Raw genomic sequence first — 14631 nt, 5'->3', positions numbered from 1 at the left:
TTACATGGTCAAAAGATCAGAATTAACCGTTTCTCACGTAATGCTTGTTTTTTGAAGTGTGCATCATATAACATAGAACGTAAAGACAAACTGAGATTCTAACGCCTAGGGGGGTCAAAATGAACAAAGGTCAAAGACATATTAAGATTAGAGAAATTATCGCAAGCCAAGAAATCGAAACACAAGACGAATTAGTCGATATTTTGAAAGCGGATGGATATAACATCACACAGGCGACCGTATCAAGAGATATCAAAGAACTGCATTTAGTCAAAGTGCCAACAAATAATGGAACATATAAATACAGCCTTCCTGCAGATCAGCGGTTTAACCCGCTATCAAAATTAAAGCGTTCCTTAATGGACGCATTTATTAAAATGGATGCTGCCAGTCATTTAATCGTTCTAAAAACAATGCCTGGGAACGCTCAAGCCATCGGTGCTTTAATGGATAATTTAGATTGGGAAGAAATTATGGGAACCATTTGTGGGGATGATACCATCTTAATCATTTGCCGCACGCCAGACGATACGGATACAGTTTCGTCTAAAATTTTAGAACTTCTATAAAGAGATCAGGTTTACAAAAAGAGGTGTCAAATGAGTGTTAGCAGAACTAACCATTAAAAACTTTGCAATCATCGAGGAGTTAACGGTTTCGTTTGAAAAAGGACTCACAGTTCTAACAGGGGAAACAGGTGCCGGAAAATCAATCATGATTGACGCTGTCTCACTTCTCGTAGGGGGAAGAGGATCATCCGAATTTGTCCGTTATGGTGAAAAAAAAGCAGAGCTGGAAGGTCTTTTTCTTGTACCAGCAGATCATCCTGTATTTGCCCTTTGCGAGGAGCAAGGAATTGATGCATCTGATGAAATGATGATTCTTCGCCGTGATATCAATCAAAGCGGGAAAAGCATTTGCCGCATTAATGGTAAGCTTGTCACCATCTCGCTTTTAAGAGAAGTTGGCCGTCTTTTGCTTGATATACATGGACAGCACGATAATCAGCTGTTAATGGAAGATGAAAATCATTTACATTTGCTTGATCAATTTGGAGCAGAAGAAATTGCACCTGCTCTCTCACAGTATCAAGAAGCGTATGATCAATATATGAAGACGGCGCAAAAACTCAAACAGCTGTCTGAAAATGAACAGGAAATGGTTCACCGGTTAGACTTATTGCAATTTCAGCTGGAAGAGATTGAAGCGGCACAATTAGAGCCTGGGGAAGATGAGAAGCTTCAAGAGGAACGTCATCAAATCAGCAATTTTGAAAAAATCTTTTCCTCACTTCAAAACGCATATAATGCTCTGCGTAATGAGCAGGGAGGACTTGATTGGGTTGGGATGGCTTCAAGCGAGCTTGAGCAAGTTTCTGAGATCAACGACGATCTGAAAAAGCTCTCTGAGCAAGTGTCAAACTCCTATTATTTATTAGAAGATTCTACTTTTCAAATGCGCAGCATGCTTGATCAATTAGAATTTGACCCAGCCCGTCTTGATTTTATTGAGTCTAGACTAAATGAGATGAAGCAGCTGAAGCGAAAATACGGCACAACCGTTGAGGAAATTTTAGAATATGCGGCTAAGATTGAAGAGGAGATAGACCAAATCCAAAATCGAGACAGCCATTTGCAGACACTTAAAAACAAACTTGATGCGATAAGCCGGGATGCATTGCTTGAAGCGCTTAACGTGTCAGAGCTCCGTAAAAAATGGGCGAAAAAACTGGCGAAGCATATTCAAGCTGAATTGAAGGATTTATATATGGAGAAGTCTTCTTTTGATACCGCTTTTACGATTCGATATGCACCATTTGGCAGTACGGACTGCCCGCTTTTAGATGGAAAACCCGTACAGCTCGGGAAAAATGGCATAGATCAAGCGCAATTTGTCATTTCTACAAATCCGGGTGAACCGATGAAATCTTTGTCAAAAGTAGCATCTGGAGGAGAAATTTCACGTGTCATGCTGGCAGTGAAAAGTATTTTCTCAGCGAAACAAGAAGTGACGTCCATTATATTTGATGAAGTGGATACGGGCGTTAGCGGCAGAGTCGCACAAGCCATTGCTGAAAAAATTTATAAAGTCGCAGCAGGCTCACAAGTACTCTGTATTACCCATCTGCCGCAAGTCGCAGCAATGGCTGATACACATCTTTTTATTTCTAAACGCGCTAAAGCTGGTAGAACAATGACGAACGTCAAACCACTCAGTGATGATGAAAAAGTGAGTGAAATTGGCCGAATGATTGCTGGTGTAGAAGTCACTGAGCTCACAAAACAGCATGCAAAAGAATTACTGCACCAAGCAAATGATGTCAAAACGACAGGGTAGCTGAAACAACAGCTGCCTTTTTTATATTGTCTCATATTCGCCGTATATACGCATGAAATCGTCTTTTTCTTTTATCAATTTATCCAATCATTTTCTAAAGGTGTCGGTTATAAATCCTCGCTAAGAAGGCAAAAGTAAAGATGTAGCCAAAACATTAATGTTCTGGTGTGGGTAAGGAGCGAGGAGAGTGAAAAATGAATGCCCGAAAAGATGAGAAAAGCCATTGGCGTGATTCTCCTTGTTTCTTTAATAAGTACAGGGTTTATGAGCATAGTGAAGGAATATATCAGCATTCCAACAACTGTCGCAGTATTTGAACACGAGAAGCATTCGATTGATACATCCATTGAAGCGTCAGCCAATGCTTCTTCACCAGCCTTTAGTCTTTCAGAGAAAAAGAATCAACTTGAAGTAACGGGACAAAAGGCGGGAAAAGCCGAAATTGTTTATGATTTTAAAGGATTTCCTATTAAGAAAACAAAAGTCGATGTTCTTCCCGAATTAAAAGTCATTCCTGGAGGACAATCCATTGGCGTCAAACTCCATTCTGTCGGAGTTCTCGTTGTCGGTTTTCATCAAATCACAACAGCAGACGGCAAAAAATCACCAGGTGAAGCTGCAGGCATTCAATCAGGGGATATGATCATTGAGATCAATGGTCAGAAAATGGAGAAGATGAATGACCTCACCCCATTTATTCAGAAAGCCGGAAAAACGGGGGAAACCCTTCATTTACTCATAAAAAGAGACCATAAAACCTTTCAAACGACATTAACACCCGCGAAAGATGCAAGTGAAGGTACTTATCGAATCGGTCTTTATATTCGTGATTCCGCAGCAGGAATCGGGACGATGACCTTCTTTGAACCATCTTCTAAAAAATATGGCGCCCTTGGGCATGTGATTTCTGACATGGATACAAAAAAACCAATCGTAGTCGACAATGGTGAAATTGTCAGATCAACCGTCACATCCATTGAAAAAGGGACAGGAGGCAACCCTGGAGAAAAATTGGCCAGGTTTTCTTCCGAAAGAAAAACGATAGGTGATATTTCACGTAACAGTCCATTCGGTATATTTGGTACGTTAACCGAAAAACTTGAAAATCATGTAGCAGACAAACCACTTCCAGTCGCATTATCAAGTGAAGTAAAAGAAGGTCCAGCCGAAATATTAACGGTCGTGGACCATGATAAAGTAGAGAAATTTGATATTAAAATCGTCAGCACAACACCACAAAAATTCCCGGCAACAAAAGGAATGGTGCTTAAAGTAACAGATGAACGCTTATTAAGCAAAACGGGCGGGATCGTTCAAGGAATGAGCGGTAGTCCGATCATCCAAAATGGCAAAGTCATTGGAGCGGTCACTCACGTGTTCGTCAATGACCCGACAAGCGGATACGGCGTACACATTGAATGGATGCTGTCAGAAGCAGGAATTGACCTTTATCAAAAAAACAAAAAAGCAAGCTGATGAAAAACTGCCGCGAATCTTCCGGCAGTTTTTTTCTACCCTTTCTTTCTCTTCCATCATGTTATAAAATAAGGAAAAAGAGATTTTTCGACAAAATGGAAAACAGTGTGTTGTCAAATTGCAATAATCGTCGATTCATTAAGAAAAACGTAGAAAAAGCTAGATAATGCTCTATTATTCGGAAAATTAAACTTTTTTAAAGGGGATAGCATGGTTTTGTCGAATTGAACACTCAGAAGAGAAATGCAAAAGACTAAGGAATCGACATTGGGGAGGAAAGAACGTGGAGAAAATTAAAGTGTGTGTAGCTGATGACAATCGAGAACTTGTTGGCCTTTTGACAGAGTATATTGAGGGACAGGAAGATATGGAAGTACTTGGCGTGGCGTATAATGGTCAGGAATGTCTGACATTATTTAAAGATAAAGAGCCCGACGTTCTCCTCTTAGATATTATCATGCCTCATTTAGACGGTCTTGCTGTACTGGAACGCCTCCGTGAAAACAATGAAATGACTAAACAGCCAAGTGTCATTATGCTGACGGCTTTCGGACAAGAAGACGTAACGAAAAAAGCAGTCGATTTGGGCGCATCCTATTTCATTTTGAAACCATTCGATATGGAAAACCTCGTAGGTCATATTCGTCAAGTCAGTGGAAACGGCACACAAGTCAGCCATCGATCTTCATCTATCCAAAACAGTGTCCTTCGCAGCAAACCTGAACCGAAACGTAAGAACTTAGATGCGAGCATTACGACGATTATTCATGAGATTGGCGTGCCAGCTCATATTAAAGGTTATTTATACTTAAGAGAAGCCATTTCGATGGTGTACAATGATATTGAACTACTCGGCAGTATTACAAAAGTATTGTACCCAGACATTGCAAAGAAATTTAACACGACAGCCAGCAGGGTAGAACGAGCGATTCGTCATGCCATTGAAGTGGCTTGGAGCAGAGGGAATATTGACTCCATTTCGTCACTCTTTGGCTACACAGTCAGCATGTCAAAAGCCAAACCGACCAATTCCGAATTTATTGCCATGGTGGCTGATCGACTGCGTTTAGAGCATAGAGCAAGCTAAGTCACCTTCCATAAAAAAACGTTTCTTCAATGAGGCGTTTTTTTATTTTCGTAAAATATTGCTAAAAAATGGTTATGTTGATAAAATCATCTTTAATGTTTAAATTGGACAAACGGGCTGCTTTATTTTCAGAATAAAATGAAAAATAAAGCATGAAAGAAATGAATAGGACATAAAATAGTGGTAATCAGCTACGCTAATCAATTGGCTTATAGAAGAAGAAAACGCTCATTCGTAAGAAAAAGGATGAGAGGAAAAGGTCTTATGTAATTAGTAAATAAAGTAAATGAGATCGAAAGTTCTATTTCTATTGACCCGATTGGTTGGCGTTTTAAAGTCACTGGCTTCTTAGAGATTGTGCCATTTGAACTGAATATTCCCATTGTCGAATTTAATAATTTTCACATTCTTTTACTATGCTATAATAATGAAAAGAAGAGGGTGAGGTTATGGGAAAGCTGAAAATCCACTCTGCTGAGGTTGCGAACGAAATTAGCAAGTGGACGAGGGTCATTTCTCAGAATGACCTAGAAAAATCTGCTGTCTATAAAGAGAAAATTCAGAATTTGCTAAAAAATACAGATGAGGATCGAGAAGTTCTTCTTTATTATCAGCTAGTCGACGGCAGACATGAAATGTTACTTGGAAATATTGAAAAAGCCAATCAGATTATGAAAAGTGTCGGAACGCTGGATGAAAAAGCAGATGACATTATTAATTTTTATTTTTACTTTTATAAAGGCCAATATGCTGCCTATGTCAAAAAATATGATGAGGCGATTAGTTTTTATAAGATTGCTGAGCAGCGGCTAAAACGTGTGAATGAAGATCTTGAAGTAGGAACTTTTCATCATAAAGTCGCTTCCATTTATTACGAACTGAAGCAAAATTTCATTTCCATTAATCATATTAAAAAAGCCATTGATACGTTTAAAGCGCATGAAGAATATACCGCACAGGCGATTGACAGCTTAATTTTACATGCAAGCAACTGTATTGATTTACTACAGTTTGATGAAGCTGAGGAAAAGTACCAAGAGGCACTTGAGAAAAGTAAGCGCATTAACAATGAAGTGCTGATTGGGAAGTGCTATCACAATTTAGCGGTTCTTTATTACGCAAAACCTGATTATGAAAAAAGTGCGCAATACGCCAAAAAAGGGATGAGCATTCAAATTCATCGCGACAATAGCCATTATTTCATCCAATCTTTATATGTTCTCGCAAATGCCTTAGTTCATTTAGGAGATCATGAGGCGAAAGAATATATTAAAGAGGGGATTCAATATAGCTGTGATATCCAAAATAATGAATATATAGTAAAATTTGAAATTTTGGATTTGATGTGCGAAAATAGTGGAGCAGCAGACGTATTCTCTGAAAAATTAGACTACATAGAAAAAAATAGATTATATGTGGAGCTTGAGGATTTGTCTGAACAAATATCGAAATACTTCAAGGAACGAAATGATTATCAAAATGCCATTCGTTTTCTTGAAAAGAAATTCGATGCACAAATACTTCAAAAGAAAGTGGAGGTTATCTTATGAAAAAGTTGTTGTTAGGTGTAACAATCGTTACAGCAGTCGCAGTTGTTTCTTCCCTTTTTGCTCTTGACGCAGAGACGACAGAGCAAGCCATCAGAGCGATTACGTGATCGAATTTACCTGTCAACCTCTTCTCTCTTATTAGAAGAGGTTTTTTTATGTGCTCAAACTGGCAAAACGAAAACAGACACGTCATAATATAGGTAATCATCATATTTAGAGGTGGCATATGACGAAAATTTTTGCACATAGAGGCTTTAAAGGAAACTATCCAGAGAACACCATGATTGCCTTTGAGCACGCACTCCATTCTGGAGCGGATGGGATTGAGCTTGATGTTCAGCTCACCAAAGACGGCAGACTAGCTGTCATTCACGATGAAAAGCTGAACCGAACGACCAATATGAAAGGGTTAGTGAAAGACTATACATATGAAGAGTTAAAAAGAGGAGATGCCAGTCATTCTTTCTATGAAGAAACGGGTGCGGTCTCCATTCCTCTATTAGAAGAAGTATTAGAGCTAGTGACGCAGAGACCATCCTTTATGATCAACATTGAATTAAAAAACTCTATTTATCGATATCCAGGGATTGAAGAAAAAGTAAAAGAGCAAATTGAGCACTTTCAAATAGAGGATCGAGTGCTTGTCTCATCATTTCATCACGGCAGCTTAGCTCTTTTTCACAAGCTGATGCCGCACATTGAACTGGCGGTCCTCACGATGGATGTGATTCATCAACCGGACATGTATTTAAAAACAATCCCGGCAAAGGGCTACCATCCGAATATAAAGGGCGCTGGGGTGACAAAAGAAGTAGTATCCGCTCTCCATGCGGACCAACAAGTGATCAGACCGTTTACTGTAAACAGTGAGAAGCAAATAAAAAATATGTTGACCTTGGGTGTTGATGGAATCTTTACTGATTTTCCTGATCGAGCCGTCAAAATAAGAGAAGAAATGAAATAAAGACCTGCTATCAACAGCGGGTCTTTTTCATGATTACCTTTGCTTAAAACGAGTTGTTACTTTATTTCGTTTACGGTCTCTATATAAAATAAATCCTGCAACAACATAAAGACCTCCCCCTAAAAATAACAACCCTGCAATTCCTTGCAGCCATAAATATGGAAATGGTGCAATGATGATGCCGAAAACAGTGTCACGCAGCAGCTTAATGCCAAGTGCTGCAAAGGCTCCAGGTATTAAAATAATCACTAATGCCAGTATTCTCCCCATCAAATGTCCCCTTAAACGTCATTTACTTCCATTGTCTAATTCAAAAAATATTTTGTCAAGAAAGGAAAACGTGGTAATATAGGTGTTGTGCAATTTTTTGCAACGGAAAAATATGGTGTGCAAAATTTTTCATATAAAGGGGTAACGGGATGCAGAGAGTCTTGATTGTCGGTGCAGGACAAGGTGGATCAGCACTGCTTGAAACATTGCTGAAAACAAATACGGTTCAAATCATTGCGATCGCCGACCTTGATCTCGAGGCACCGGGGATGGATGAAGCGAAAAAGAATGGAATTGAGACGACGACGGATTGGAAAGAATACATAAAAGATGACATTGATATCATCATTGAAACCACAGGCAGTTCTGCTGTACTGAAGGAACTAATTGAACAAAAACCAGAGCATGCTGTGATTGTGCCAAGCTCGATGGCATATGTCATGTCAGAATTAATGGCAGAGAAACAACAGCTTATTCAAATATTGAAGGAACAAACCTATAAACATGACCGCATTTTTAATGCAACGAATGATGGCATGATTTTTATTAATATGGATGAAGAAGTGGTCCTGTTTAATCGATCGGCTGCCAAAATGGTGGGGTGTTCGCAAAAGGATGCGATTGGCCGTCACATTCGAGAAGTGATTCCGAACACGAAACTTCCCGATATATTAAGGTCAAGGGAGCCGGAATTTAACCAAAAGCAATTTTTGAATCAGCAAATTCAAATTGTGACCACCCGTCTGCCGATTATTGATGACGCGGGGAGAATGTTAGGTGCTTTATCCATCTTTAAAGACATTACAGATGCGGTGGAGCTTGCGGAAGAAGTGACAAACCTCAAAGAAGTAAGAACGATGCTTGAGGCGATTATTCAATCATCAGATGAAGCCATATCGGTTGTCGATGAGCAGGGGAAAGGTATTTTGATCAACCGTGCTTATACGAAAATGACTGGTTTAACGGATAAAGAGGTCGTGGGTAAACCAGCAGGAGCTGATATTTCCGAAGGGGAAAGCATGCACTTAAAGGTGCTTGAAACAAGAAGACCTGTTCGTGGCGTCAGAATGAAGGTTGGTCCAAATAAAAAAGATGTCATCGTCAATGTAGCACCTGTTATTGTGGACGGCATTCTAAAAGGCAGTGTCGGGGTCATTCACGATGTATCCGAAATTCAATCATTGACGAATGAATTAAATAAAGCAAGACAGCTCATCCGAACACTTGAAGCAAAGTACACATTTGAAGACATTATTGGAGAAAGTGAACAAATGCTTGTCGCACTTGAGCAGGCAAAGCTGGGTGCAAAAACGCCGGCAACCATTTTACTCCGCGGAGAATCAGGTACTGGGAAAGAGCTGTTTGCACATGCCATTCACAATGAAAGTGATCGCAAGTACAACCGCTTTGTCCGTGTCAACTGTGCTGCCTTATCAGAAACTCTTTTAGAGTCAGAACTGTTTGGCTACGAGGAAGGAGCGTTTTCTGGTGCAAGGCGAGGCGGGAAAAAAGGGCTGTTTGAAGAAGCCAATCAAGGCAGCATCTTTTTAGATGAAATCGGTGAAATGACGCCAAGTACACAAGCGAAATTGCTGCGTGTCATGCAAGAAAAAGAAATTGTTCGGGTAGGCGGAACGAAAGCGATACCGGTCGATGTGCGTGTGATCACAGCGACAAATGTCAATATTGAAAAGGCGATGGCAGAAGGGAAGTTCAGAGAGGATTTATATTATCGAATGAATAGATACCCGATATCGATCCCACCGCTCAGACAGCGTCTCGAAGATATTGAATCATTAAGTAAACGCCTCATCCAGAAGATCAATTTAGACTATGGGCGAAACGTCAGCGGCTTAACAGATCGTGCGCTTCATAGACTTCGATCATATAGCTGGCCAGGCAACGTGAGAGAGCTTGAAAACGTGCTTGGACGAGCGATGATCTTTTTGAATCCGCAAGAAGAATGGATCGATGAAGCGCATATCGCCTTCATGGAGTCAGACGAGCATGAGGAAAAAGAGCAGCAGGAACTGGCTGTTAGTCAATTTGAGGGGGAGACGCTCTCAGATGCTGTAGAAGCATTTGAAGCGCAGCTGATCAAACAAACCCTTGAAAAACATCAATTCAATCGCACAAAAACAGCGAAAACGTTAGGGATCAGCATTCGCAATCTTTACTATAAAATGGATAAGTATCAGCTTGCAAAAGATAGCATGCAGTAACATGCACGTAACCTGCAAGAAATTGCATAATTTCTTTGCGGAAAGGCTTATTTTTCACACATTTCAAGCTGGCACGGAACTTGCATATAAAAAGAGGAACCGAGCACAAGGAAAGGTGGGCAAGTATGAAGCTTGACGATCTGATTATCAAAGCCTCGCAGCTGCAGAATAAAACAGCGGCTGTGGCTCATGCAGAAGACGAAGAAGTGCTTCATGCCATCAAAATGGCAATCGAACGAAAAGTCGCTCGCTTCCTGCTGGTTGGAAACAAACGCAACCTAAAGGAGCTAGTCAAACAGCATGAGATTAATGAAGACTGGATAGATATTATTCATTCAGATTCACCCGAAGAATCTGCCAAAATTGCCGTTCAGGCAGTAAGTGAAAATCATGCAGATATTCTCATGAAGGGGCATGTCCCGACAGCCGTACTGTTAAAAGCTGTCCTAAATAAAGAATATGGGCTTCGGACAGCGAGTGTCCTTTCACATGTTGCAGCCTTCGAAGTACCGGGCTTTGACCGTTTTATCTATGTGACGGACTCTGCGATGAACATTGCGCCTGATTTAAATATGCTGAAAGAAATTACGGTGAATTCCGTTCAAGTCGCACAAGCTGTCGGAAATGATATGCCCAAAGTGGCGGTATTATCAGCGGTAGAAGTCGTAAACCCAGCGATGGATTCGACGCTCACAGCTGCAAGTCTTGCGCAAATGAATCGAAGAGGTCAAATTTCTGGCTGCCTGATTGATGGACCGCTGGCTTTAGATAATGCCATTTCTCAAACGGCAGCTTCTCATAAAAATATTACGAGTGATGTGGCTGGTCATGCAGATATTTTGCTTGTGCCAACCATTGAAGCAGGCAACATTCTTTATAAATCTCTCATCTACTTTGCTCATGCAAAAGTGGGAGCTGTGGTGGCAGGAGCGAAAGCACCGATTGCTTTAACAAGCCGGTCTGATTCAGCTGAAAGCAAGCTCTATTCAATTGCACTTGCCATCTGTACATCTAATTAAGCGAAAGTATTAGGAGGAATAGAAAATGGAACTTTTTAAATATATGGAACGATACGATTATGAACAGCTTGTATTTTGTCAGGATGAACAGTCTGGTTTAAAAGCCATCATTGCCATTCATGATACAACACTTGGGCCGGCACTCGGCGGAACAAGAATGTGGACATATGAAAATGAAGAAGCAGCGATCGAAGATGCCTTGCGTCTTGCAAGAGGTATGACTTATAAAAATGCGGCGGCAGGGCTTAACCTTGGCGGCGGTAAAACGGTCATCATTGGCGATCCGAGAAAAGACAAGAATGAAGAAATGTTCCGTGCTTTTGGCCGTTACATTCAAGGATTAAATGGCCGTTATATCACCGCTGAAGATGTCGGTACAACGGTAGAAGATATGGATCTTATCCATGAAGAAACAGACTTTGTCACAGGCATCTCTCCTGCATTTGGTTCTTCAGGAAACCCATCTCCAGTGACTGCTTACGGTGTATATAAAGGCATGAAAGCAGCTGCAAAAGCAGCATTCGGTACAGATTCATTAGAAGGAAAAACAATTGCCGTTCAAGGTGTTGGAAACGTGGCTTACAACCTATGTAAACACCTGCATGAAGAAGGCGCACAGCTTATCGTTACTGATATCAACAAAGACTCAGTTCAGCGAGCTGTAGAAGACTTCGGTGCAAAAGCGGTAGACCCTGATGATATTTATGATCAAGAATGTGATATTTACGCACCATGTGCACTCGGTGCAACCATTAACGATGTGACGATTCCTAAATTAAAGGCAAAAGTCATTGCAGGTGCAGCGAATAACCAGCTGAGAGAAACACATCATGGAGATCTTATTCATGAAATGGGCATTGTGTACGCACCGGATTATGTGATCAATGCAGGCGGTGTGATTAACGTTGCAGATGAGCTTTATGGCTATAATGCCGATCGTGCAATGAAAAAAGTAGAAGGCATTTACCAAAACATTGAGCGAGTGATTGAAATCTCTAACCGTGATGCCATTCCAACTTATAAAGCGGCAGACCGATTGGCTGAAGAGCGAATTGAAAGAATGCGCAAATCAAGAAGCCAATTCCTGCAAAATGGTCAACATATTTTAAGTCGTCGCTAAATGGATGAATGAGTTGAAACGGAGGTTTTGTTTTTGCTGACAAAAGAATGGCGTATACTCACGATTAATCCTGGCTCTACCTCAACAAAAATCGGTGTGTTTCATAATGAACGATCTATTTTTGAAACGACATTAAGACATACAGATGAGGAAATCAAGCAGTTTCCTCATATCATTGATCAATTTTCATTCCGTAAAGAAACCATTTTAAAAACACTGCATGAACAGGGGATGAACATCTCAAAGTTTGATGCAGTTTGCGCACGCGGTGGTCTGCTTCGCCCGATTGAAGGTGGCACATATGAAGTAAATGAGCAAATGGTTGAAGATCTAAAAGAAGGGTATGCTGGCCAGCACGCCTCTAATCTAGGCGGAATCATTGCCCGAGAAATTGCACTTGGTCTTAACATCCCAGCTTTTATTGTTGATCCCGTAGTCGTAGATGAACTACAGCCAATTGCTCGTATTTCAGGACTGCCAACAATTGAGCGGAAAAGCATTTTTCATGCGTTAAATCAAAAAGCAGTCGCAAGAAAAACGGCTGCTTCGTTTGGAAAACGTTATGAAGATTTGAACATGATCATTACCCATATGGGCGGCGGAATTACGATTGGTGTACATCAAAAAGGAAAAGTCATTGATGTGAATAACGGTCTTCATGGTGAGGGTCCTTTCAGCCCAGAGCGGGCAGGTACTCTCCCAACAGGTGACCTTGTTAATTTATGCTTTTCTGGTGAATATTCGCAAGAGGAAATGCTCAAACGCATTATTGGCGAAGGCGGTCTTGCGGGCTATCTTGGCACGACAGATGCAGTAAAAGTAGAGCGAATGATTGAAGCAGGCGATGAGCGTGCGGCGCTTATTTATGAAGCGATGTGCTATCAAATTGCCAAAGAAATTGGTGCGGCTAGTGCGGTCTTAAAAGGAGCTGTAGACGTCATTGTGTTAACAGGCGGCCTTGCCTACAGCAAACAAATTACGTCAAGCATTAGAGGATACATTGACTGGATTTCAGATGTTGTTGTGTACCCAGGTGAAAATGAATTGCAATCCTTAGCAGAAGGGGCGCTTCGCATTTTAAAAGAAGAAGAATCACCAAAAGAATACCCAAATGATCAAAAGGCGGAGAAAGGAGTGACAAGTCATGGCAACTGAATATGACCTCGTCATTCTTGGTGGAGGCACAGGCGGCTATGTAGCGGCCATTCGTGCCTCTCAACTTGGATTGAAAACAGCAGTCGTAGAAAAATCAAAGCTCGGTGGAACATGTCTTCATAAAGGCTGTATCCCATCTAAAGCGCTGCTTAGAAGTGCAGAAGTCTATCAAACGGTCAAACGTGCCGCTGATTTTGGCGTTGAAGCAAGCGGAATTGCCTTACAATTTGCAAGCGTACAAAAAAGAAAAACAGAGATTGTCGACAAATTAGCAGGCGGCGTCAAACATTTAATGAAACAAGGGAAAATTGATGTATACGAAGGAATAGGCCGTATCTTAGGCCCTTCGATTTTTTCGCCAATGCCAGGCACCATCTCGGTAGAAATGGCGAATGGCGATGAAAATGAAATGCTGATTCCTAAGCAGGTCATCATTGCGACTGGATCAAGACCGCGCGTCCTGCCCGGACTTGAAGCGGATGGAACACACATCCTTACATCAGACGAAGCACTTGAACTGCAAGAACTCCCTCAGTCCATGCTGATTGTCGGCGGAGGCGTGATTGGGATCGAATGGGCTTCCATGCTTAACGATTTTGGCGTAAAAGTCACAGTGATCGAATTTGCAGATCGCATTTTGCCAACAGAGGATCAAGATATTTCTAAAGAAATGGAAAAGCTTTTAACGAAAAAGGGCATCACCTTAGTGACAAATGCGAAGGTTCTGCCAGATACTGCAGAAAAGCATGAGAATCTGGTCAAGATCCAAGTGGAACAAGGTGGAGACACTCAGTCGTTTGAAGCAGAGAAACTGCTTCTTTCAGTTGGCCGAGTGCCAAACGTGGAAAGCATAGGTCTTGAAAACACGGACATCCAGACAGAAAATCATGGCATTGTCGTGAATGAGCATTACCAAACGAAAGAGTCGCATATTTACGCAATAGGTGATGTCATTGGCGGTCTTCAGCTGGCGCATGTCGCATCACATGAAGGCATGATTGCAGTAGAACATATGGCTGGTCAAGATCCAAAGCCGCTTGATGAAACGCTCGTGTCTAAATGTGTGTACTCTCACCCAGAAACCGCTAGCGTTGGACTGACTGAACAGGCGGCAAAAGAGCAAGGCTACGAAGTCAAGATTGGGAAGTTTCCCTTTATGGCCATCGGAAAAGCGCTTGTATTTGGAGAGTCTGATGGATTTGTCAAAATCATTGCTGACCAAAAGACAGATGATATCTTAGGGATTCATATGATTGGTCCTCATGTAACAGATATGATATCTGAAGCTGGATTAGCCAAAGTATTAGATGCAACTCCGTGGGAAGTGGGACAGACGATCCACCCGCATCCAACCTTGTCAGAGGCAATTGGCGAGGCAGCACTGGCTGTTGACGGAAAGGCGATCCATTTTTAATCAAGGAGGGAAACATG

General features: G+C 41.3%; 12 protein-coding genes. 11 read left to right on the top strand and 1 reads right to left on the bottom strand.

All coding sequences use genetic code 11. The features are described 5' to 3' along the window. Window positions 1-119: 119 nt before the first annotated feature. From argR to V7L95_RS17830, 6 genes are all read left to right on the top strand, one after another. Window positions 120-569: a transcriptional regulator ArgR gene (gene argR, locus V7L95_RS17855; protein ID WP_007501163.1), complete on the top strand. Its 450-nt coding sequence runs from the start codon at window positions 120-122 to the stop codon at window positions 567-569. 34 nt (window positions 570-603) lie between these two features. Continuing rightward, on the top strand, window positions 604-2337 hold the full coding sequence (gene recN / locus V7L95_RS17850) for a DNA repair protein RecN (RefSeq protein ID WP_008342224.1): 1734 nt from the start codon (window positions 604-606) through the stop codon (window positions 2335-2337). Window positions 2338-2535: 198 nt separating this feature from the next. Next, window positions 2536-3813: a SpoIVB peptidase gene (spoIVB, locus tag V7L95_RS17845; RefSeq protein ID WP_008342225.1), complete on the top strand. Its 1278-nt coding sequence runs from the start codon at window positions 2536-2538 to the stop codon at window positions 3811-3813. A 283-nt stretch (window positions 3814-4096) separates the two neighbouring features. After that, window positions 4097-4900 (top strand): sporulation transcription factor Spo0A, encoded by an 804-nt coding sequence (gene spo0A / locus V7L95_RS17840; protein WP_008342226.1) that lies wholly within the window; start codon window positions 4097-4099, stop codon window positions 4898-4900. Window positions 4901-5349: 449 nt separating this feature from the next. After that, a complete protein-coding gene (locus V7L95_RS17835) occupies window positions 5350-6450 on the top strand; it encodes a Rap family tetratricopeptide repeat protein (protein ID WP_019743381.1) in 1101 nt (366 codons plus the stop codon). Window positions 6451-6676: 226 nt separating this feature from the next. After that, complete coding sequence (locus V7L95_RS17830; protein ID WP_017367573.1) at window positions 6677-7414, top strand: glycerophosphodiester phosphodiesterase; 738 nt, start codon at window positions 6677-6679, stop codon at window positions 7412-7414. Between the two features lie 33 nt (window positions 7415-7447). On the opposite strand, the gene V7L95_RS17825 is transcribed toward V7L95_RS17830, so the two are convergent. Beyond that, window positions 7448-7684, bottom strand: a complete 237-nt coding sequence (locus V7L95_RS17825; protein WP_017357960.1) for a DUF2627 domain-containing protein — start codon at window positions 7682-7684, stop codon at window positions 7448-7450. A 149-nt stretch (window positions 7685-7833) separates the two neighbouring features. Here V7L95_RS17825 and V7L95_RS17820 point away from each other — a divergent pair, with 149 nt between their 5' ends. The 5 genes from V7L95_RS17820 to lpdA all read left to right on the top strand — a co-directional run bounded on the left by V7L95_RS17820 (window position 7834) and on the right by lpdA (window position 14614). Then, entirely contained in the window at window positions 7834-9906 is a 2073-nt protein-coding gene (locus tag V7L95_RS17820) for a sigma-54-dependent Fis family transcriptional regulator (RefSeq protein WP_017367572.1), read from the top strand. A gap of 125 nt (window positions 9907-10031) precedes the next feature. Next, window positions 10032-10925 carry a phosphate butyryltransferase gene (gene yqiS / locus V7L95_RS17815; RefSeq protein ID WP_008342231.1) on the top strand — a complete coding sequence of 298 codons (894 nt, stop codon included), beginning with the start codon at window positions 10032-10034 and terminating at the stop codon, window positions 10923-10925. A 25-nt stretch (window positions 10926-10950) separates the two neighbouring features. Then, a complete protein-coding gene (bcd, locus tag V7L95_RS17810) occupies window positions 10951-12045 on the top strand; it encodes a branched-chain amino acid dehydrogenase (protein ID WP_007501155.1) in 1095 nt (364 codons plus the stop codon). A 27-nt stretch (window positions 12046-12072) separates the two neighbouring features. After that, complete coding sequence (gene buk, locus V7L95_RS17805) at window positions 12073-13200, top strand: butyrate kinase (protein WP_026050108.1); 1128 nt, start codon at window positions 12073-12075, stop codon at window positions 13198-13200. Beyond that, a complete protein-coding gene (gene lpdA, locus V7L95_RS17800) occupies window positions 13190-14614 on the top strand; it encodes a dihydrolipoyl dehydrogenase (RefSeq protein WP_035390778.1) in 1425 nt (474 codons plus the stop codon). The genes buk and lpdA overlap by 11 nt, the downstream gene beginning before the upstream one ends. Window positions 14615-14631: the final 17 nt, after the last annotated feature.

Source organism: Bacillus sp. PPSBB_11 (genome assembly GCF_038023285.1).
GTDB lineage: Bacteria > Bacillota > Bacilli > Bacillales > Bacillaceae > Bacillus > Bacillus altitudinis.
This window is presented reverse-complemented; position numbering and strand designations above follow the sequence as displayed.

Bases quoted from the DNA above. Each gene is read 5' to 3' on its own strand.
- V7L95_RS17835 (WP_019743381.1), top strand. From the start codon at position 5,350: ATGGGAAAGCTGAAAATCCACTCTGCTGAGGTTGCGAACGAAATTAGC.
- lpdA (WP_035390778.1), top strand. From the start codon at position 13,190: ATGGCAACTGAATATGACCTCGTCATTCTTGGTGGAGGCACAGGCGGC.
- spoIVB (WP_008342225.1), top strand. From the start codon at position 2,536: ATGCCCGAAAAGATGAGAAAAGCCATTGGCGTGATTCTCCTTGTTTCT.
- bcd (WP_007501155.1), top strand. From the start codon at position 10,951: ATGGAACTTTTTAAATATATGGAACGATACGATTATGAACAGCTTGTA.
- V7L95_RS17825 (WP_017357960.1), bottom strand. From the start codon at position 7,684: ATGGGGAGAATACTGGCATTAGTGATTATTTTAATACCTGGAGCCTTT.
- V7L95_RS17830 (WP_017367573.1), top strand. From the start codon at position 6,677: ATGACGAAAATTTTTGCACATAGAGGCTTTAAAGGAAACTATCCAGAG.
- argR (WP_007501163.1), top strand. From the start codon at position 120: ATGAACAAAGGTCAAAGACATATTAAGATTAGAGAAATTATCGCAAGC.
- yqiS (WP_008342231.1), top strand. From the start codon at position 10,032: ATGAAGCTTGACGATCTGATTATCAAAGCCTCGCAGCTGCAGAATAAA.
- V7L95_RS17820 (WP_017367572.1), top strand. From the start codon at position 7,834: ATGCAGAGAGTCTTGATTGTCGGTGCAGGACAAGGTGGATCAGCACTG.